This is a genomic window from Pseudolactococcus plantarum, from assembly GCF_002441715.1.
In the GTDB taxonomy this organism is placed as follows: Bacteria; Bacillota; Bacilli; order Lactobacillales; family Streptococcaceae; genus Pseudolactococcus; species Pseudolactococcus plantarum.
Genome location: NZ_JXJX01000011.1, coordinates 32,650 through 53,351, shown reverse-complemented (window position 1 = coordinate 53,351; position 20,702 = coordinate 32,650). Strand labels below are relative to the sequence as shown.

Here is a 20,702-nt window from a genome sequence, read left to right as displayed (position 1 = left end):
AGCAGATTATTTTAATCTTTTTTGGTACAATATAAAGAAGGTTGCAAGTCTAATAAATGATATGAATTGCACCTGACGTGACTGCTAGAAGCAGCACGAAATGATAAATTTAACTTATCAAGTCATACGATGACTCACCTAGATGAGATCGATAGTAACAGACTACTTTGTTTAAAATGAAAGTTAGGCCTATTATGCAAAATCCAAATAAAAGAAACAAAATCGAATTTCCTATTATAGCTGATGACCAGGTATTAACACCAGACAATCGTGTGATCATGACGAATCAAGAACTATTGACGAATAATCCTGGGATATCAACTGATCAACGATCAGTTCATACAGATACAGTATCACAGAGCTATTCTGATATCAGCGAAGACATGAGCGCGCAAGATACATTTGAAACACGACGTCAAATGCCTACTACTGAAGGGAAACGTCCACTTGGTAAAACAAGTCGGACTAACCTCGATTTTAATATAAAACGTAAATCTACAGTGGTAGAGGATGCTAGAAAACGTGCGCGTGAAAATGCCGTCCAACCTAAACCAATCAAAGCATATGTTAGTCCGTTAGAAAGAACGGATTCAGACGAATTGGGTATTAAAGGTTTAGCTAATAAAAAAGTTGCTAACACGCAACATTCGTTAGGACAAACTAATACTGATTTAAGTAAAACTGGACGTGATACCTTGTCTAAAGCAACTGATGAGGATTATTTTGCAAGTAAACATCAACAACATGAACAGGTTGATACGACGCAATAACAGCATGAGTAGTGAAATACGTTATTAACACAGTTAATTGCTTATGAGTAATAGAAAGGATTAGAGTTAAGTTAGTATGACTAGATGTGACATCTGATGTTGCGCCTGCTTTTACTAACTTAATTTGAACAAATTATGTCACAAAAAACTTACCATTTCATAGGAATAAAAGGGTCAGGTATGTCAGCACTTGCCTTAATGCTTCATCAAATGGGGCATAAAGTGCAAGGGTCAGATACAACTGATTATTACTTTACCCAACGTGGTTTAGAGCTTGCTGGTATTGAACTACTGCCTTTTGATGTTAAAAATATTACACCTGATGTTGAGATTATTGCAGGGAATGCATTTCGTGAGGATAATAACATTGAGATCGCTTATGCGGATAAAAATGGCTATGCCTACTCGAGATATCATGAGTTTCTTGGAAAGTTTATGAGAAACTTTACATCTATTGGTGTTGCTGGTGCGCATGGTAAGACGTCAACAACTGGCTTACTTGCTCATGTGATGAGTCACATCACAGATACATCATATCTAATCGGTGACGGAACTGGACGTGGGTCTGAAAAGTCTAATTTGTTTGTCTTTGAATCCGATGAATATGAACGTCATTTTTTACCGTATCATCCAGAATATACGATTATTACTAATGTCGATTTTGATCATCCAGATTACTTTACAAGTGTTGATGATGTATTTGATGCGTTTCAAGAATATGCGAATCAAGTGACTAAAGGCATCTTTATTTATGGGGATGATAAGTACTTGCAAAAACTAACTGCTAAGGCACCGATCTATCGCTATGGGTTTACAGATCAAGATGATTATATTGCTAAAAACGTGACTAGAACAACATCTGGTTCTCAATTTTCAGCTTATTTTCATGATGAGAAAATTGGTGACTTTATGGTCCCAACTTACGGTAAACATAATGTCTTAAATGCTTTAGCTGTTGTTGCAGTCACTCATCAAAATGGTTTCGACGACAAAGTAGTTGCAGAAAATATGGCAACTTTTGCAGGTGTTAAACGTAGATTTACTGAAAAATTGATTGGTGAGCAGGTGATCATTGATGATTTTGCACATCATCCAACAGAAATAGAAGCTACTGTCGATGCAGCACGTCAAAAATATCCGAATAAAGAAATCGTTGCTGTGTTCCAACCGCATACCTTTACTAGAACGATTGCGCTAATTGATGAGTTTGCGACTAGTCTAAATCAAGCAGATGCGGTTTATTTGGCACAAATATATGGCTCTGCGCGTGAAGTAGACCATGGTGATGTTAAGGTTGAAGATCTAGCTGTTAAGATTGCCAAACCAACTCAAGTGATCACAGTTGATAATGTATCACCATTACTTGATCACGACAATGCAGTCTATGTCTTTATGGGTGCAGGAGATATTCAAAAATATGAATATGCCTTTGAAACACTGCTTTCACAATTAACAAATAATGTGCAGTAATGATAAAGAAGAGGTCTCTAAGGCCTTTTTTTATAAGTAAGTGAGTTATTTAAAAGGGGGAAATATGAAAATAAGACAAGTTCAGTTAAGTGATTTGCCTATTATCTTTCAAATAGAAACAGATAATTTTTCTGAAGCTGAAGTAGCGGGCTATGATGCCATTAAGCTCAGGATATCAGAAACGCCAGATACCTTCTTAGTAGCTGAAATAGATGGGCAAGTAGCTGGATATATCGAGGGACCAGTTATTGGGTCTAAACATTTGACAGATGATTTGTTTAAAACAGTTGCTAAAAATCCAGCGACTGGCGGCTATATTGCTGTGACTAGTTTATCAGTAGCAGCACAATTTCAAGATCAATCTGTCGGTAAGCAGTTGATTATCGCCTTAAAAGCATTAGCCAAGAAACAAGGCCGTGATGGCATTACCTTAACTTGTCACGATTACTTGATTGGCTATTATGAAAAAAATGGTTTCACAAATCAGGGGTTATCGGCTTCTACTTATGGTGGCGGTGTATGGTATGAGATGGTGTGGGACACTAAAGATTAAAAAAACGCATCAGCTGCTATAGCTGATGCGTTTTTCGGAGTAATTATGAAAAATATTTAAGGAATAAATGTAGTATAAACAATAAAGCTTAACTCAAACATAAAATAAATATAAAATGACAAAAAAATGAATTTATTATTTTCTAATTTGATGAGTTTAGTTTTAGATTAATTGAATTGCGACGTGTATTTCCCAGGCTCTGCCCATGAGATCATGCTCCTATGAAACTAATCGCATCGTAGCAAAATTTAAGTTAAAATTTTTTTATAGGCTATTAGTTTGTTTGAAGCATGCGACAGATACCTGCCCGTGTATGGAGAGGAGTTGATTGTATCTTTGAAAATATAAAACAATTAGCGTGATGTCATACACATTTTTTATTTTCAAAGAGTTTAACTTACCTCAAAAATATAGAGCTACTGACAGATTCAAATTTAGTTATTTTCTCCATTCTTTGGCGGCTATCTATCGTTGATATAGCAACATAAACGATGAGACATGACACAAATAATGAAAAGGGTATGTTATAATAAAGCTATGAATATGGAAAAAATTGAAAAAGCTTTTGGTATCGTGCTAAGCCATGTACATGCATTAGAAAGCCATCTGGCGACACATTTTTATGAAGCACTTATTGAACAAAATGCTAGCTATACAGGCAACAATGCCTTTCCTGATTTGGCACTTGATCAAGAGGCATTACGTGACTTGCACTTGACGAAACAAGAATGGCAAAAAGTATACCAGTTTGCACTCATTAAGGGTGCAAAAGAGATGCACCTCCAGGTAAACCACCAATTAACACCAGATGCGATTGGTTATATCGTCAATTTTATGATTGAAACGCTATATACGGCTCCTGAGCTTTCTATCTTGGAGCTGGGGTCTGGTACTGGAAATTTGGCTGAGACAATCCTAACTGGCATTCAGGACAAAACGATAGCTTACACTGGTTTTGAAGTTGATGATTTGATGATTGATCTAGCAGCAAGTATCGCAGATGTGATGCAAACGAATGCAAAATTTCTACAGATAGATGCCGTTCGCCCGCAAGTGATCGATCCAGTGGATTTATTAGTATCAGATTTACCAATAGGGTATTATCCAGATGATGCCATTGCCAGTCGTTCAATACTTGCTAGTCAGGTTGAGCATACTTATGCGCACCATTTGTTGATGGCACAAGGTGTTAAATATCTAAAATCAGATGCATATGCGATCTTTATTGCACCAAGTAATTTATTATCTAGTGATCAATCAGATTTGTTAAAGAGCTGGTTAAAAGATTATGCTCGTGTAGCTGCTGTGATTACCTTGCCTGAGGATATCTTTACAGCTAATAATCAAAAAGCAATTTTTATTTTACAAAAATGTGCACAGGGTAAAGCGCCATTCGTCTTTCCACTAGTTAGTCTAACAGATCCGTTAGTTGTGAAAGCTTTTATGGAACAATTTAGATTAAATATGGTATAATTTAGAAGAAAACGTTTTCAAAAAATGTTACTGTAAATGAGTAAGAGTAAGTCAGGAGAAAGAAACATGTCAAAAACAATCGCGATAAATGCTGGTAGCTCAAGTTTAAAATGGCAATTATATGAAATGCCTGAAGAGGTAGTGATTGCCAAAGGGCTGATCGAGCGTATCGGCCTTTCAGATTCTGTATCTACAGTTAGTTTTGAAGGTGATAAGCACGTTGTCGTAAAAGATATTCATAATCATACAGAAGCTGTTTCTATTTTGATGAATGATTTGAAATCTTTGAAAATTATAGAACATTTTTCCGAAATATCTGGGACAGGTCATCGTGTCGTTGCTGGTGGAGAACTTTTCAAATCTTCTGTTTTAATTACTGATGAAATTGCTAAGCAAGTAGAAGAGTTGAGTGATCTTGCACCGCTACATAATCCTGCGAATGTCGCAGGGATTCATGCATTTCGTGCGCTCTTACCTAATGCGACACACGTTGCTGTATTTGATACGGCTTTTCACACAACAATGCCGCCTGTTGCCTTTCGTTACCCAGTACCAAACGATTATTATGAAAAATATGCTGTTCGTAAATATGGTGCACATGGGACAAGTCATATGTACGTCGCACAAAAAGCAGCCGAGTATCTTGGTCAAGCACCTGAATCACTAAAACTCATCACTGCTCATATCGGTAATGGTGTCAGTTTAACTGCGGTTGATGGTGGCAAATCAGTTGATACCTCTATGGGCTTTACACCACTTGCTGGTGTCATGATGGGGACACGTACTGGTGAATTAGATGCATCTGTTATTCCGCACATTATGGCTAAAACAGGTATTTCAGATGTAGCTGAAGTGATTGATATCTTCAATAAAAAATCAGGTTTAGCTGGTATCTCAGAGATTTCATCTGATATGCGCGATATCATCAAAGGTCGTGCAGCTGGTGATGCTAAGGCGACACTTGCTTTTGATATGTTTGTTAATCGTATCCAAAAATATATTGGTCAGTATCTTGCTGTTTTAAATGGTGCGGATGCGCTTATTTTCACTGCCGGTATTGGTGAAAATTCAGTAGAGGTTCGAGATGCTATCGTATCTGGTTTATCATGGTTTGGATTAGATATTGACGAAAGTAAAAACGTTGTAGGCGCTGATGGTGTCATTTCTACACCAAATGCCAAAGTGAAAGTACTTGTTATCCCAACGGATGAGGAGTTAGTCATTGTACGTGATGTAGATAAATTTAAATAATGACTGTACTATTGAGACTATCTAGTTGCTGTTTTCTAGATAGTTTTTTTATGGTTAGGGGAAATCAGATTTGCTAAGTAGCCTATCTATCTACTAAAAAAATATGCCAAATAAATAAAGAAAAGCAGTAGGACCATTTAAAAAACAGGAGAAATTATGGTAAAATAGGTAAGATAATGTTTAAAAGCAATAGTAATGATTGAAAGGTGAATTATGTCTCAAGTAAAATATAAACGAGTACTTATTAAACTTTCCGGCGAAGCACTTGCTGGAGAACGAGGCGTTGGTATCGATATTGCCACGGTTCAAGAAATCGCCAAGGAGTTAAAAGAGGTTCATGATCTAGGGATAGAGATTGCCTTAGTTATTGGTGGTGGCAATCTTTGGAGAGGTGAAGCGGCAGCAGCAGCCGGTATGGAACGTGTACCAGCTGACTATACAGGGATGTTAGGAACTGTCATGAATGCACTTGTTATGGCAGATGCGCTTGAACGCGAGGGTGTCATCACACGTGTACAAACTGCAATTAATATGCAACAATTGGCTGAGCCATATGTACGTGGGCGTGCTTTGCGTCATCTTGAGAAAGATCGTATCGTTATATTTGCAGCAGGAACTGGATCACCTTACTTTTCAACAGATACAACTGCCGCGCTTAGAGCAGCAGAAATCGGTGCAGATGCAATCTTGATGGCTAAAAATGGTGTTGATGGTGTCTATAATGATGATCCTAGAACGAATACCGCAGCGATTAAGTTTGAAGAGTTAACTCATCTTGACGTATTGAAACAAGGCTTGAAGATTATGGATTCAACAGCATCAAGTTTATCAATGGATAACAATATTGATCTTGTTGTCTTTAATTTAAATGAAACTGGTAATATCAAGCGTGTTGTACTTGGTGAAAACATTGGGACAACAGTCTCTAACTAAGCTGATTAATAAAAAGTAAAAAGGAATGATATAATGGCAAATGAAATCGTAACACATGCAAGTACTCGCATGAGACAATCTATTGAAAGCTTACAACGTGAATTTGGTAGTATTAGAGCAGGTCGTGCTAATGCGAGTCTATTAGACAGAATTACTGTTGATTATTACGGCGCACCGACTCCTTTAAACCAATTAGCAGGTATTTCTGTACCAGAAGCACGTGTGCTTTTAATTACACCTTTTGATAAGACAGTGATTAAAGATATCGAAGCTGCTTTAAATGCAAGTGATTTAGGGATTAATCCTCAATCAGATGGTAATGTGATCCGTTTAGTAATCCCAGCCTTGACAGAAGAACGCCGTAAAGAATTAGCTAAAGAAGTTAAAAAGACAGCTGAAGGCGGTAAAGTAGCCGTTCGTAATATCCGAAAAGATGCGATGAACGATGCGAAGAAATCTGAAAAAGCAAAAGAAATTACTGAAGATGAACTTAAAGGTCTTGAAAAAGAGATCCAAAAAGTAACAGATGATGCTGTTAAAGAAATTGATCAACATACAGCAAACAAAGAAGAAGAATTGCTAACAGTATAAAGAGATGAAAAGTGCCCTAACATGACAGGTTAGGTGTGCTTTTTTTAATATGTAGCGAGAGTAGTCGTGCATATGTTAGAGAAGTCGTCCTATAAATAAATCTCATCAACCAAATATTTATTTATGGTATAATAAGGAAAAATATTGATTACAACTATAGAGCAAATATAAAGAGGAAACTATGTCAGAATTAAATCAGCTAATCGCAACGATGGTAACTGGAAAAATTACGGATGAAAACGACGGTAATTACTATATTCAAGCACAAGGACTTATTTTTAGATTACCAAAGGATGAGTTAACGTACCAAATCGGAGATGAGGTAACAGGCTTTGCCTATACAGACAAAGCAGGTAAACAGTGTCTAACCCTATTAACACCTACAGCTACAAGAGATCAGTATGGTTGGGGAACAGTCACTGACGTCAGAAAAGATCTAGGTGTCTTTGTTGATGTGAATATACCTGATAAAGATGTAGTTGTATCGCTTGATGTGCTACCAGAGATGAAAGAGCTATGGCCTAAAAAAGGTGATCAGCTATATGTCAAATTAGTGGTAGATAACAAAGATAGAATCTGGGGTGAGATTGCTTATCCTGAAACTTTTGTTGACATGTCAGGTAAAGCGTATGACAATATGCAAAACCAAAATGTCAAAGCGATTGTTTATCGCAATAAATTATCTGGTAGCTTTGTCTATCTTCCAGATCATAATATGCTTGGTTTTATTCATCCAAATGAACGATTTTCTGAGCCTAGACTAGGTCAAGTATTAGAAGCACGTGTTATTGGGTACAGAGAAATCGATAGAACACTCAATCTCAGTGTTAAACCACGTGCTTATGAGATGTTAGATGCAGATGCTCAGCTAATTTTGACTTATCTTGAGCAACAAGGTGGTCATATGCCACTTTATGACAAATCAGCACCTGCTGATATTATGGCAACTTTTGCTATCTCTAAAGGTCAATTTAAAAAGGCGCTTGGTGGATTAATGAAGCAAAAGAAAATAAAACAAGATGAAACGGGGACGACATTATTATGAGTCAAGAAAGAGCGATTTTTGCAGGTGGTTGTTTTTGGTGCATGGTACAACCGTTTGAAGATATGCCAGGTATTTTGAGTGTGACTAGTGGATATACGGGTGGGACGACTGAGAATCCAACTTATGAAGAGGTCTTATCACATCAAACAGGGCATACTGAAGCAGTAGAGATTATTTTTGATAATAGCTTAGTGAGTTATGCCGACTTAGTTGACTTATATTGGACATTAACAGACCCGACAGATGCTTTTGGTCAATTTAATGATCGTGGTGATAACTATCGTCCTGTTATCTATTTTGATAATTTGGCACAACAGGAAATTGCGACAGCTAGTAAAGCCAAATTGCAAGCCTCAGCTTTGTTTGATAAAGATATCGTCGTGACAATAGAGCCTAGCCAAACATTTTGGCCGGCAGAAGACTATCATCAAGGATTTTATAAGAAAAATCCTGCTAGATATGCCTCAAGTGCCAAGACTCGCCATGATTTTCTAAAAAAACAATGGGGTGATGCATGAGTTTTTACACCTTTTTGATGAAGTATCGTGCTTATAAAGAAGTAGATGACATCACAAAGTTAGCAAATTTAGTTTATGAGGATTCAACCTTTCCAAAACAGTCATCAGATTTTGATGAGATTTCAACTTATCTAGAAACACATGCCAACTTTGCTTTTAATTTATCCCTTTTTGATGAAATCTGGGAGCAATATCTAGCAAACTAAAGGCACGAAAACCGATTAACGCATCATTTAAAAGCCGATATGGCTTTTTTTATATGAAAATATGACTGAATTTATTAAATTTTGAAGTTAACAATCAGGCTTGTAAGGCAAGATAAACAACTCACTTAATCTTACGGTGTTAAAAACTAGATTGCATGTCATGACTTTTTTCGCTAACTTTAAAATAATAAGAGCTAAATAAGTCAGGTGTAGATAAAAGTTATTGACAAAGATAGCAAGTAGTAGTATAATTATACGGTATGCTTGAAATAAAGGTATATTGCGTGGGAGGGCATTGACCCATTAAACCACATCACGAGAAGAGATTTCGTAAGAAATCATTAATAGGAGGAAATTATCGTGGCTAAAGAAGTACAAAACATTGTCAAATTGCAAATTCCAGCCGGAAAAGCAACACCAGCTCCACCAGTAGGACCAGCACTTGGTCAAGCTGGTATCAACATCATGGGCTTCACAAAAGAATTTAATGCACGTACAGCTGATCAAGCTGGCATGATCATCCCAGTTGTTATCTCAGTATACGAAGATAAGTCATTTACTTTCGTTACAAAAACACCTCCTGCAGCTATTTTACTTAAAAAAGCAGCAGGCGTTGAAAAAGGTTCTGGTACACCAAACACCGTAAAAGTGGCAAGTGTTACTAAAGCACAAGTACAACAAATCGCTGAAACTAAAATGGAAGACCTTAACGCTTCATCTGTTGAATCTGCTATGCGCATGATCGAAGGTACAGCACGTTCTATGGGATTCACTGTCGAAGGTTAATTTTTATATCTGCATGTGCATGATTTCAGGCATATATCCGCAGATTAAAGATGACACTTTTCAGATCGAGATCTGAATAATGGAAAACCACCCAATCGACATATGATAAAGCGGTGGAAGGTTGCTTGCAACCGTTAATACCACAAGGAGAAAGAATAATGGCTAAAAAAAGCAAACAATTGCGTGCTGCTTTAGAAAAAGTAGACACAACAAAAGTATACACAGCTCAAGAAGCTGTCGCTCTAGCACAAGAAACTAACTTTGCTAAATTCGACGCAACAGTTGAGGTTGCTTACAACCTTAACATTGACGTTAAAAAAGCTGACCAACAAATCCGTGGCGCTATGGTATTACCTAACGGAACTGGTAAAACAGCTAAAGTTTTGGTTTTCGCTAAAGGTGAAAAAGCTGAAGAAGCAAAAGCTGCTGGTGCTGACTACGTTGGTGAAATGGAATACGTTGAAAAAATCAACGGTGGTTGGTTTGACTTTGACGTTGTTGTTGCAACACCTGATATGATGGCTGTTGTAGGACGTCTTGGTCGCGTACTTGGACCACGTAACCTTATGCCTAACCCTAAAACTGGTACTGTAACGATGGATGTTACTAAAGCAGTTGAAGAAGTTAAAGCTGGTAAAGTAACTTACCGTGCTGAAAAAGCCGGTATCGTACACGTTGCGATTGGTAAAGTATCATTTGAAGCTGATAAATTAGTTGAAAACTTTAAAGCGATCAACGCAGTTATCGCTGCTGCTAAACCAGCTACTGCAAAAGGAACTTATATCGAAAGCTTGACATTAACAACAACTTTCGGTCCTGGTATCAAAGTTGATCCAAACTTTTAATTGACCCAGATAAAAAAGCCTTAGGGCTTTTTTTGTTTGTATTAGCTAGTTAGTTTAAACTAAAAAAATCATGACAACATCATGATTTTTTCGTTTTGATTAATTTACTTTAGCGGCTAGAGTTTCAGCAAAAGCTTCTAGTTTTGCAATATCTTCTTCTTCTGCAGCTAAGTCAACTTTTACGCTATCAGCACCTTTTGTTGCAGATGTTTTAGTAAAAGCAGCTTCAAAGTCATCTACAGATTTACAGAATTCATCGTAAAATGTATCTCCTGATCCGATAACACCAAAGACTTTACCTGTTAGGTCTAAATCTTGTAAATCGTCATAAAAATCAACGATTTCATCAGGTAATTCACCATCTCCGTAAGTATATGATGCGACAATAACGATATCAGCTTCTTGGAAATCTGACGCATCAACAGCAGTACATTCATCTAAATCAACATCAAGACCAAGTGATTCTAGTTTTTCTGCTACGACATCAGCAATTTCTTCGGTATTTCCTGTCATACTAGCATATACAATTTTAGCTAAAGGCATTATAATCTCCAATTTTTAATTTTATATTAAGAAAATTATACCAAAATTACTTAAAAAATCAAATTTTCTGCTTACTGTTTACGATAAATAAACAGGTATTGATACCAGTTTTAGATATCAACGCATACGAGTAACTACTTTTTGTATTAAAGCTAGATTTTAATGAAAAGAAGTTCACTAAATGATAGCTAAATTTGATAAAATAGAAATAGACTAAAAAAAACAGAGGAAAAATTTAAAAAATGATTACTTTAAAATCTCCAAGAGAAATCGCAATGATGCAAGATGCTTCAGATGTCTTAGCTGGTATTCATATTGGGTTACGTGATATCATCAAACCAGGTATTGATATGTGGGAAATCGAGACTTATGTACGCCGTGTTTGTAAAGAAAAAAACGCGATTCCTTTACAGATTGGTGTAGATGAAGGTAATGTCAATCCTTATCCTTATGCGACTTGTTGTTGTTTAAATGATGAGGTTGCACATAGCTTTCCTAGAAAAGGTTATAAGCTTAAGTCAGGAGACCTAATCAAAGTTGATATGGTAATTGGTACAGGTGGTGGTATCGATATGAGCAAGGCTAATTTTGATGATGGTATGGCCATGAAAGCCTTGGCTGATAAATTTACTGGTGGTGTGGCAGATTCTTGTTGGGCCTATGCGGTTGGTGAGGTCTCGGATGAGGTTGCACAGTTGATGTCAGTTACTAAAGAAAGTTTATACCGAGGCATTGAGATGGCACAAGTAGGTAATCGCATTGGGGATATTGGTCATGCGATTCAAACTTATGCTGAAAGTTTTGGTTATGGCGTTGTTCGCGATCTTGTTGGTCACGGTGTAGGCCCTACGATGCATGAGGAACCGATGGTGCCACATTATGGTACGCCAGGAAAAGGACTTCGTTTGCGAGAAGGCATGGTATTAACGATTGAACCTATGATTAATACCGGTGGTTGGGAGATTGATCATCCATCAAATGAACGTGGCTATACAACACTTGATGGCAGTTTATCATGCCAATATGAACACCAGTTTGTGATCACTAAAGATGGGCCAGTCATACTGACAAGTCAAGGTGAGGAAGGTAGTTATTAACGATTAGAGATCACAGGAGGAGGTGTATTGACTTGAAAAAAATGATCAAAAAAGTTTTAGCATCTGAACGACTTAATTTCTTTCTTGGTTTTTACAAATCAGCTGAGATGAGTTTATCAAGTGTCGCCGTCGCCTACTATTTGTTGTTATCACTTTTTCCGTTGGTTATGATAGTGGGGAATATATTACCGTTTTTACATTTAGATACAGCTGTCATCATGAATTTTTTACGCGATAATCTGCCGTCACAATTACATGAAACAGTCACGACTATTGTGGAAAACGTCTTATCTAAACCCAGTGCAGGTTTGCTATCGGTGTCATTTATTACTGCCTTCTGGACATTTTCCAAAGCAATGACTAGTCTACAGATGGCAATCAATAAAGCATATGGTGTAAAAGATCATAGAGATTTTTTAGTGGGGCAATTTTTTTCACTAATCGCTAGTCTAGTGATTATTTTGTTTTTGTTCATTGCAGTCCTCTTAGCTACTTTTGGACAATTAGTACTTGAAAAACTTTATCAATATATCAAATTTGACGAACATCTGTATGTCACATTGCATAATATGACGCTACCGGCAGTTGCGTTTACTATCTTCTGTGCGTTAGCATTGCTATATTTTATCATGCCAAACGTAAAAATTAGATCCATCAAATATGTCTTGCCAGGTGCGTTATTTTCAACTTTTGTATTAACCTTCTTAACCAATATTTTTGGTAAGTATATAGGCCGGTCAACAGAGGCAATGAAAGACTTTAAAATTGTTGGGAGTTTGGTTATATTCGGACTTATGCTATGGTTCATCTTTATTGCCAAAGTACTGATATTCGGTGCAATTTTAAATGCAGTTTATTTGAAGCGAAATAATAAGATTGAAAACAGACGTGGTGAAATTAAAGACATTATTAAAAATGTGAATAGCAAAATAAACGAAGAAAAAACCAGCTCAGAGTGAGCTGGTTTTTTCTTATCTTCTTATTTGGTTGTGAAAATTAAAAACTTAGAAAAGATATAATTAAGTATAATCGTCAAAACTTGTAAAAAGAGAGTTAGAACAAAGACACTTGGTTTTAACGATAGATGTAATAGCCCAGTAAGTATTTGTGGGTGTGTATCTACTAAATACCAATTGGCAACAATAGAAATCAGCAACACAAACAAACGACTAACAATAAATTTGATAAATTCATGCAGGAATGGATTCGTTGTTTTTTCAAATACCCAGAGTTTATTTGTAAAAAAGGCAAATAAAATTGAGATAACTTGAGCCATAATCTCTGAGATGACACCAGAATTTGTGAGGTTGAACACAACCATTTTGACAATGAAAAATATAATTGTTGCACTAACACCAGCAACTAGATACTTAAAAATCTGATCAGTTGCAATTTTTTTGATAAGAGTTTTCATTTTAAAAGTATATCATTTTTAATTAAAATTTGCTATACTAGTTCTTGCTTGTAAAAAGCCCTTCGTACTTTCTCACTTTGACGGAGCATATTATAATCGCGTTAGCGATAAAGGAGATTTAATTGAATAAAATAAAAGTCGTTGATTTGGTGCAGATAGCAATTGTTGCTGCATTGTATGTCGTCGTAACGGTTGTGTTAGGGCCGTTCGGATCTGGAGCTATTCAGTTCAGGTTATCTGAGCTATTTAATTTTTTAGCTTTCTATAATAAGAAATATATTTGGTCAGTCACGATAGGATGTGTGATTTCAAACTATATTTCTAGTGGTATTGTAGATGTTGTTGTCGGTAGTCTGTCAACTCTAATCTTTGTCACATTAGGTGTCTACTTATTTGAAAAATATATGTCGCAAGATGTATTGGGTGGTTTGACAACTAGAGCCTTCATCTATTTCTCTTTATTCTTTTCATTTACAATGTTTACAATTGCTGCAGAATTAAGTGTTTTGTTTGGCTTGCCATTTTTCTTAACCTGGTTAACAACAGGAGTAGGCGAATTAATTTCATTACTAATAGGTAGTGTGATAATTTATCAACTTTCAAAACGTATTGATCTAACAAAATAAGTGTATAATAAGTGTATGAATATATACGATTATACAGTTAAAAATAATAAAGGAGAACAAGTCTCCTTATCAACCTTTAAAGGGCAGGTTTTACTGATTGTCAATACTGCTACGGGATGTGGGTTCACACCACAATATAAAGCGTTGCAATCACTTTATGAGACGTATGGCCCACAAGGGTTTACGATTTTAGATTTTCCGTGTAACCAGTTTGGTAACCAAGCTCCTGGTAGTGCGTCCGAAATCGCAGACTTTTGTGAACTCAAATATCATACAACTTTCCCGCAATTTGCAAAGATAGATGTCAATGGCGTTGAGGAAGAGCCATTGTTTACCTACCTTAAAGCAGCACAACCTGGTAAGTTAACATCCGACATCAAATGGAATTTTACAAAATTTCTTGTGGATAAGACAGGGCAAGTTGTGAAACGTTACGGTTCAGCTAAAAAACCAGAAAATATCGCAAAAGATTTGGTAGATATACTTTAAACGTTCTTTTGAACGTTTTTATGTTATAATAATTTTATAGTAAGCGCTTTCGGTTTTGAGTTGAAAATAAGGGAGACGTCACATGGATAAATCACAAATGATCTATAAGCTACAACAACTTGGACACAATCAAGAAAAAATAGCTGAAATTTTTATTGATAAAAAAGAATTTCATCGTGCTGAGATTGCCCAGACTAAGCATATTATGTATGAAAATTTTGCCGAATTGCTGGAGCACTGGTTAGCAGAAGAGGAAGATAAAGTGACAGTGTAAGTGTCGAAAAAAGATGTTGCTATAGCGCGACATCTTTTTTAAACATCAGATATTTTGAAGGTAAAGCACAATAGCAAAAATTGAAACAAACGGTTATGGTAAGCTTTGATTGAAATTCTGCTGTAATTTGTTACACTATAGGTATATGATTAAACAACAATTTTATATCTTTATGTTAGGTACACTTATTTATGCTTGGTTTTTTGCAGATGCCTTATTCACAGGCCACTATGGTCTAGTGTTATTTTGGAGTCTGTTGCTAATCCGCAAAGGCTGGATCGCTTATAAAGCTGATAGATGGATTCGACTCAACATAAAAAATTAAACTCGCTAGACTTGGGTTACGTGCCTCTCAAGTGTGGTATTATCTAATGGAAACGACTCTGAGTGATGTGCTCAGAGCCATTTTTTTAGGGAAACTTCACCAGATGAGATGACTTTTATTAAGCCACCAGTATTCACAATCAACTCGCCGTGTTCAGTCAAATCAACTGCAGTTGCAATGATAGTTTCACCTTGCTCTTCAAATTCTACTGTTTTACCAAGAATAAAAGAGTGAGCACGATATATATCGAAAAATGTTTCATCAGCTTGTAACTTGTAGAATTGGCGCCATATTTCAGCAATTAACTGGGTACGTGTAATAGGTGGCGTCTCTTCGTTGAATAACGACCCTGCCTTATCACGTAAATCAAGCGGGAAATTGAGTTGATTGAAATTTAAGCCAATCCCTATAATAATGTAATCGCTAGAGAGTAGATGTTCGACGAGTACACCGGCTATTTTTTTGTTGTCTAAGTAGATGTCATTAACCCATTTAATTTGCGGTTTTTTTGATGTTAAGGTTTCGATAGCTGCCGTAATAGCTGCTGCTGTCAAAATAGTATAGTTTTTGATATCTGTCGACGGTTTGAGTGATAAAGACATGTAAATGCCTTTACCTTGTTCGGTAACATATTGTCTGCCAAATCGGCCACGAGCAGCTGTTTGCATATCGGCGATAAATAGTTTTTTATCACCAAGATTTTCTTTTGCATCAAGCTGTGTCGATGCACTTGTTTTTGCGACTGAGCCCTCAATCAACCAAGTATTTTGCGCAAGTATGTCTTTAATATCTATCATAATTAAATTATATCATGAAAATAACGATAAAAGATGGCGAAAATAATAGTGAAGTGGTAGAATGATAGTGTTACTTTCCGAAGGTGGTTTTAACTTTTCCATAAAGCCGTTTCCTGTAACCGAAAAATAAAGAAAAGTAGGGGAAAAAATGTCAGAAAAGAATTTATTTACAAGCGAAAGTGTCTCTGAAGGACATCCAGATAAGATTGCAGATCAGATTTCTGATGCGATTTTAGATGCAATTTTAAGTCAAGATCCAGACGCTCACGTGGCTGCAGAAACTGTAGTTTACACTGGGTCTGTCCATGTCTTTGGTGAAATTTCGACTAGCGCATATGTGAATATTGATGAAATCGTTAGACAAACGATTAAAGAAATCGGGTATACAGATGCAAGTTTTGGTTTTGATTACAAAACAGTAGGTGTCCATCCTTCTATCGTAGAGCAATCTGCTGATATTGCACAAGGTGTCAATGAAGCGATTGAAGTTAGAGGAAACGCGACGCAAGATGCGCTTGATTTGATTGGTGCAGGTGACCAAGGGTTGATGTTTGGGTTTGCAAGTAAGGAAACACCAGAATTTATGCCACTTGCAATCTCACTATCTCACAAACTGGTTAAAAAATTAGCTGATTTACGTAAATCAGGTGAGGTTGCTTACTTACGACCAGATGCTAAAAGTCAAGTGACAGTTGAGTACGATGAACAGGGTAATGCCAAACGTATCGATACAATCGTGATTTCAACGCAACATGCACCAGAAGCGACAAATGATCAAATCCAAACAGATGTGATTGAAAAAGTCATCAAAGCTGTTATTCCAGCTGACTTACTAGATGAACAGACTAAATACTTTATCAACCCAACTGGTCGTTTTGTAATTGGCGGTCCTCAAGGAGATTCAGGCTTGACTGGTCGTAAAATCATTGTAGATACTTACGGTGGCTATGCGCATCATGGTGGTGGTGCATTCTCAGGTAAAGATGCCACAAAAGTTGACCGTTCAGCATCTTATGCAGCTAGATATATCGCTAAAAATATTGTGGCTGCTGGATTAGCTGAAAAAGCAGAAATCCAATTAAGTTATGCGATTGGTGTGGCACAACCAATTTCAATTCACGTTGAGACATTTGGTACTGGTAAAGTTTCAACAGAACAGTTGATCGAAGCAATTCGCGATAATTTTGATCTTCGTCCAGCTGGTATTATCAAGATGTTAGACTTGAAACGACCTATCTATCGCCAAACAGCGGCATATGGTCACTTTGGTAGAACAGATGTTGAGTTGCCTTGGGAAAAGTTAGACAAAGTGGAAGTTTTACGTTCACTTTTGTGAAATATATGATAATGTGTTATAATTAATTCGTGTCTGTTGGCTAATGCTAATGGGTGCGAATTTTTTTAAGTTTCCAAAAAAAGTATGATGAAAATGAACTATCTCAAATTGGTAAGATATATTAGTTGTTAAGTCGTTATGGCAGGTATCTCTAATAAATAATTGTGGTTAATGATCCATAAGATTTGAGGCCAAAAGCCTTTTATAACGGTTTGATCTAGCTAACTAAAAAAGAGACAAGAAATTTTAAATTTGATATAGTAGTCAAGTCGTGCTTTTGAGTGGAACTTGATAATAGAATATAGATGAGGGAAACAATGATTGGAGCACTTATTGCTGGCATCATTGCCTTGTTGATTGGATTAGGAGTTGGTTTTGTTTTTCGAAATGTTCAGTTAAAAAATGCTCAATCAGATACACAGAGCTTAATTGAACAAGCAGAACGCAAAGCAAGTGAGCTCACAAAACAGGCGAAAGTTGAAGCTGAAATTCTTAAAAAAGAATCTGAGAATCTTGAAAAAGAGAAGATTTTAGCACTGAAAGAAGAAGGTCAAAGACGTCGTGAGTCGATAGAAAAAGAATTTTTAGAAACGAGAACGGAGTTAAAAGCATCTGAAAATCGCTTGAAACAGCGTGAAGAAATCCTTGATCGTAAGGATGATACATTAACTCGTAAAGAACAATCTTTAGATTCAAAAGAAGAAAATCTATCAAATAAAACTAACACGCTCAACAAGCGCGAAGAAGCATTGTCGCAAATTGAAGCTGAAAAGACGGCTGAACTAGCAAGAATAGCAAGTTTAAGCCACGAAGAAGCAAAAGATATTATTTTGAGCCAAACAAAAGCATCATTATCCAAAGAAATGGCTCAGCTTATCCGCACTAGTGAAGAAAAAGCAACAGCAGAAGCTGATAAAAAAGCAAAAGATATTATTACGCTTGCCATGCAACGTATATCAGGCGATTTTGTTAGTGAGCAAACTGTTAGTGTTGTCACATTACCAGATGATGCGATGAAAGGTCGGATTATTGGACGTGAAGGGCGTAATATCCGTACGTTTGAAGCTTTGACTGGGATTGATGTCATTATTGATGATACACCTGAAGCGGTTATTTTATCAGGATTTGATCCGATTCGTCGAGAAATTGCTAGAACGACATTGGAACAATTAGTACAAGATGGTCGGATTCATCCTGCACGTATCGAAGAATTAGTCGAGAAAAATCGTAAAGATATTGATCGAAAAATCAGAGAATACGGTGAACAAGCTGCATTTGAAGTTGGTGCACATACGCTACATCCTGATCTGATGAAGATTATGGGAAGACTACATTTTAGAACGTCTTATGGACAAAACGTCTTGAATCATTCGATTGAGGTTGCAAATCTTGCTGGTAATCTTGCTGGCGAGATGGGTGAAAATGTATCGCTTGCTAGACGTGCAGGATTCTTACATGATATTGGTAAGGCTTTAGATCATGAGATCGAAGGTAGCCACGTTGAGATTGGGACAGAACTTGCTAAGAAGTATAAGGAAAATCCTGTAGTCATTAATGCAATCGCAAGTCACCATGGAGATACTGAACCAACACATAATATCTCTGTTTTAGTTGCAGCAGCGGATGCCTTATCTGCGGCACGTCCTGGAGCGCGTCGTGAATCGATCGATAACTATATCAAACGTCTGCAAAATCTTGAAGAAATCTCTAATGGATTTGAAGGTGTTGAAACATCGTTTGCTTTACAAGCAGGTCGAGAAATTCGTGTCATGGTTAATCCAGCGAAATTATCTGATAATAAGATGACTGTCTTAGCGCATGATATCAAAGAAAAAATTGAAAATGATATGGACTATCCAGGAAATATCAAAGTGACGGTTATCCGTGAAACACGTGTGATTGATTACGCTAAATAATTCATAAAGATCTGAACTAAACAACTGTGTTAGTTCGGATTTTTATTTTGGTGAGAGGTATCTGTATTACACAGTTTAATGTGATAGTATTTACTTTGCCAATCATCTTTTCAAATTAAAGAGATTGTGATAGAATAGAAACAATAACTAATAAATCTATGAAAAGACTTTTGCTTTTCATGGCACCCCAAGAGAAAGAGCGTGAGCATGCCAGAACGTGGATTACTAATTGTTTTTTCTGGACCTTCTGGAGTCGGAAAAGGAACAGTAAGAGCTGCTATATTTGAATCTAGCCAGCACCAATTTGATTATTCAGTGTCGATGACGACACGTCAACAACGTCCAGGTGAAGTAGATGGAAAAGATTATTTTTTCACTACACGAGAGGCATTTGAAGAAAAAATCAAAGCAGGTCAGATGCTTGAATATGCCGAATATGTTGGTAACTATTACGGTACACCGTTAGAATATGTTAACCGAACACTTGATGAAGGTAAGGACGTATTTCTTGAAATCGAAGTACAAGGTGCTTTACAAGTAAAAGAAAAAGTACCAGATGGTGTGTTTATCTTCTTGACACCTCCGGACTTAGCTGAACTACGTGGTAGACTAAGTGGTCGTGGCACTGATTCGCTAGACGTGATTAATGAACGTATGGAGAAAGCGCGTGAAGAGATCAAACTCATGAGCGAGTATGACTATGCTGTCGTAAATGACGAGGTTCATTTAGCTGTTGAACGTGTTAAAAAGATAGTTGAAGCAGAGCATTTTAGAGTAGACCGTGTGATTGGTCGTTATCAAAATATGGTAGAGATGACTACTTATGCCAGCGAAAATGATGCGAATGCGCATTGTGAGTAAGCTGTTGCTTAAAGTATCGGCAAGACTATAAAGGTAATCACAACCTATTGTCTTAAAATAAAAGTTAAAAATAGTAAGAGGTATCATAAATTATGATGTTAAAACCGTCTATCGACGTCTTGTTGGACAAAGTCGATTCAAAATATTCTTTGGTAGTGTTAGAAGCTAAACGTGCGCATGAATTGCGCGATGGTGAGGCTGCAACGCAAAGTTTTTCATCTGTAAAACCAACTTTACAGGCATTAGAAGAATTAGCTGATGGCAACGTAACGATTCATCCAGCACCAGAGGCAAAAAGATTAGCGTTAAAAGAAAAACGTGAACTTGAACGTTTGCTAAAAATTGAAGAAGAACGTAAGATCAAAGAGCAGATAGCAAAAGAGCAAGCTGAAGAAGAAGCAAAACAACGTAAAGATAAAGGGGTAACACCTGTTGTTGTAACAGATGGATTAGGAGTAACAGATTTATCTGATCCTAGTGTTGTTGAAGGTTAGTAAAAAAACTGCTGATGCAGTTTTTTTCTTTAAAATTTAGTGCTATATAACTTTTGGCTTAACCAATCATTAGGTGGTAGCTATCTAAA

General features: G+C 36.7%; 25 protein-coding genes and 1 riboswitch. Of the genes, 22 read left to right on the top strand and 3 right to left on the bottom strand.

Annotated features, from left to right (window positions below):
* The first annotated feature begins 194 nt into the window (after positions 1-194).
* The 12 genes from RU87_RS07980 to rplA all read left to right on the top strand — a co-directional run bounded on the left by RU87_RS07980 (position 195) and on the right by rplA (position 10,441).
* The gene (locus tag RU87_RS07980) at positions 195-770 is read left to right on the top strand and encodes a hypothetical protein (RefSeq protein ID WP_068163899.1); all 576 of its coding nucleotides are present in this window, start codon (positions 195-197) and stop codon (positions 768-770) included.
* 135 nt (positions 771-905) lie between these two features.
* On the top strand, positions 906-2,240 hold the full coding sequence (gene murC / locus RU87_RS07975) for a UDP-N-acetylmuramate--L-alanine ligase (RefSeq protein ID WP_068163906.1): 1,335 nt from the start codon (positions 906-908) through the stop codon (positions 2,238-2,240).
* A gap of 64 nt (positions 2,241-2,304) precedes the next feature.
* Positions 2,305-2,793 carry a GNAT family N-acetyltransferase gene (locus RU87_RS07970; RefSeq protein WP_068163915.1) on the top strand — a complete coding sequence of 163 codons (489 nt, stop codon included), beginning with the start codon at positions 2,305-2,307 and terminating at the stop codon, positions 2,791-2,793.
* A gap of 537 nt (positions 2,794-3,330) precedes the next feature.
* A complete protein-coding gene (locus tag RU87_RS07965) occupies positions 3,331-4,266 on the top strand; it encodes a class I SAM-dependent methyltransferase (protein WP_068163918.1) in 936 nt (311 codons plus the stop codon).
* Positions 4,267-4,332: 66 nt separating this feature from the next.
* On the top strand, positions 4,333-5,517 hold the full coding sequence (locus RU87_RS07960) for an acetate kinase (RefSeq protein WP_068163921.1): 1,185 nt from the start codon (positions 4,333-4,335) through the stop codon (positions 5,515-5,517).
* Positions 5,518-5,730: 213 nt separating this feature from the next.
* Positions 5,731-6,450, top strand: a complete 720-nt coding sequence (gene pyrH, locus RU87_RS07955) for a UMP kinase (protein ID WP_068163924.1) — start codon at positions 5,731-5,733, stop codon at positions 6,448-6,450.
* Between the two features lie 33 nt (positions 6,451-6,483).
* Positions 6,484-7,041 carry a ribosome recycling factor gene (frr, locus tag RU87_RS07950; RefSeq protein ID WP_068163927.1) on the top strand — a complete coding sequence of 186 codons (558 nt, stop codon included), beginning with the start codon at positions 6,484-6,486 and terminating at the stop codon, positions 7,039-7,041.
* Positions 7,042-7,222: 181 nt separating this feature from the next.
* Entirely contained in the window at positions 7,223-8,086 is an 864-nt protein-coding gene (locus RU87_RS07945; protein WP_068163931.1) for a CvfB family protein, read from the top strand.
* On the top strand, positions 8,083-8,604 hold the full coding sequence (gene msrA / locus RU87_RS07940) for a peptide-methionine (S)-S-oxide reductase MsrA (RefSeq protein WP_068163933.1): 522 nt from the start codon (positions 8,083-8,085) through the stop codon (positions 8,602-8,604). The genes RU87_RS07945 and msrA overlap by 4 nt, the downstream gene beginning before the upstream one ends.
* Entirely contained in the window at positions 8,601-8,810 is a 210-nt protein-coding gene (locus RU87_RS07935) for a YozE family protein (protein ID WP_068163936.1), read from the top strand. The genes msrA and RU87_RS07935 overlap by 4 nt, the downstream gene beginning before the upstream one ends.
* A gap of 360 nt (positions 8,811-9,170) precedes the next feature.
* The gene (gene rplK, locus RU87_RS07930; RefSeq protein WP_068163938.1) at positions 9,171-9,596 is read left to right on the top strand and encodes a 50S ribosomal protein L11; all 426 of its coding nucleotides are present in this window, start codon (positions 9,171-9,173) and stop codon (positions 9,594-9,596) included.
* A gap of 158 nt (positions 9,597-9,754) precedes the next feature.
* Positions 9,755-10,441 (top strand): 50S ribosomal protein L1, encoded by a 687-nt coding sequence (gene rplA / locus RU87_RS07925; protein ID WP_068163942.1) that lies wholly within the window; start codon positions 9,755-9,757, stop codon positions 10,439-10,441.
* A 99-nt stretch (positions 10,442-10,540) separates the two neighbouring features.
* Here the strand turns inward: rplA and RU87_RS07920 are convergent, their stop codons facing one another.
* Positions 10,541-10,984, bottom strand: coding sequence for a flavodoxin (locus tag RU87_RS07920; protein ID WP_068163949.1), 444 nt, complete (start codon positions 10,982-10,984; stop codon positions 10,541-10,543).
* 242 nt (positions 10,985-11,226) lie between these two features.
* Here RU87_RS07920 and RU87_RS07915 point away from each other — a divergent pair, with 242 nt between their 5' ends.
* Entirely contained in the window at positions 11,227-12,081 is an 855-nt protein-coding gene (locus RU87_RS07915) for a methionyl aminopeptidase (RefSeq protein WP_068163952.1), read from the top strand.
* Positions 12,082-12,122: 41 nt separating this feature from the next.
* A complete protein-coding gene (locus RU87_RS07910) occupies positions 12,123-13,040 on the top strand; it encodes a YihY/virulence factor BrkB family protein (protein ID WP_231860451.1) in 918 nt (305 codons plus the stop codon).
* A 20-nt stretch (positions 13,041-13,060) separates the two neighbouring features.
* Here RU87_RS07910 and RU87_RS07905 read toward each other — a convergent pair whose 3' ends face one another.
* Positions 13,061-13,495, bottom strand: coding sequence for a GtrA family protein (locus RU87_RS07905; protein WP_068163978.1), 435 nt, complete (start codon positions 13,493-13,495; stop codon positions 13,061-13,063).
* Positions 13,496-13,523: 28 nt separating this feature from the next.
* A riboswitch (PreQ1 riboswitch) is annotated at positions 13,524-13,619 on the top strand.
* Between RU87_RS07905 and RU87_RS07900 the strand changes: the two genes are divergently transcribed.
* The 4 genes from RU87_RS07900 (at position 13,618) to RU87_RS10005 (ending at position 15,209) form a co-directional block, all read left to right on the top strand.
* On the top strand, positions 13,618-14,121 hold the full coding sequence (locus RU87_RS07900) for a QueT transporter family protein (protein WP_068163983.1): 504 nt from the start codon (positions 13,618-13,620) through the stop codon (positions 14,119-14,121). (Overlaps the previous riboswitch by 2 nt.)
* 15 nt (positions 14,122-14,136) lie before the next feature.
* Positions 14,137-14,610 (top strand): glutathione peroxidase, encoded by a 474-nt coding sequence (locus RU87_RS07895; RefSeq protein ID WP_068163987.1) that lies wholly within the window; start codon positions 14,137-14,139, stop codon positions 14,608-14,610.
* Between the two features lie 82 nt (positions 14,611-14,692).
* On the top strand, positions 14,693-14,884 hold the full coding sequence (locus RU87_RS07890; protein WP_068163990.1) for a hypothetical protein: 192 nt from the start codon (positions 14,693-14,695) through the stop codon (positions 14,882-14,884).
* 145 nt (positions 14,885-15,029) lie between these two features.
* Positions 15,030-15,209 (top strand): DUF3272 family protein, encoded by a 180-nt coding sequence (locus RU87_RS10005; protein ID WP_068163993.1) that lies wholly within the window; start codon positions 15,030-15,032, stop codon positions 15,207-15,209.
* A 71-nt stretch (positions 15,210-15,280) separates the two neighbouring features.
* On the opposite strand, the gene RU87_RS07880 is transcribed toward RU87_RS10005, so the two are convergent.
* Complete coding sequence (locus RU87_RS07880; RefSeq protein WP_068163999.1) at positions 15,281-16,006, bottom strand: biotin--[acetyl-CoA-carboxylase] ligase; 726 nt, start codon at positions 16,004-16,006, stop codon at positions 15,281-15,283.
* A gap of 148 nt (positions 16,007-16,154) precedes the next feature.
* Here RU87_RS07880 and metK point away from each other — a divergent pair, with 148 nt between their 5' ends.
* The 4 genes from metK (at position 16,155) to rpoZ (ending at position 20,613) form a co-directional block, all read left to right on the top strand.
* Positions 16,155-17,342, top strand: coding sequence for a methionine adenosyltransferase (gene metK / locus RU87_RS07875; protein WP_068164003.1), 1,188 nt, complete (start codon positions 16,155-16,157; stop codon positions 17,340-17,342).
* A 305-nt stretch (positions 17,343-17,647) separates the two neighbouring features.
* Entirely contained in the window at positions 17,648-19,258 is a 1,611-nt protein-coding gene (gene rny / locus RU87_RS07870) for a ribonuclease Y (RefSeq protein ID WP_425268496.1), read from the top strand.
* Between the two features lie 207 nt (positions 19,259-19,465).
* Positions 19,466-20,119: a guanylate kinase gene (gene gmk, locus RU87_RS07865; protein ID WP_068164010.1), complete on the top strand. Its 654-nt coding sequence runs from the start codon at positions 19,466-19,468 to the stop codon at positions 20,117-20,119.
* 92 nt (positions 20,120-20,211) lie between these two features.
* Positions 20,212-20,613 carry a DNA-directed RNA polymerase subunit omega gene (gene rpoZ, locus RU87_RS07860; protein ID WP_068164013.1) on the top strand — a complete coding sequence of 134 codons (402 nt, stop codon included), beginning with the start codon at positions 20,212-20,214 and terminating at the stop codon, positions 20,611-20,613.
* The last annotated feature ends 89 nt before the right edge of the window (positions 20,614-20,702 follow it).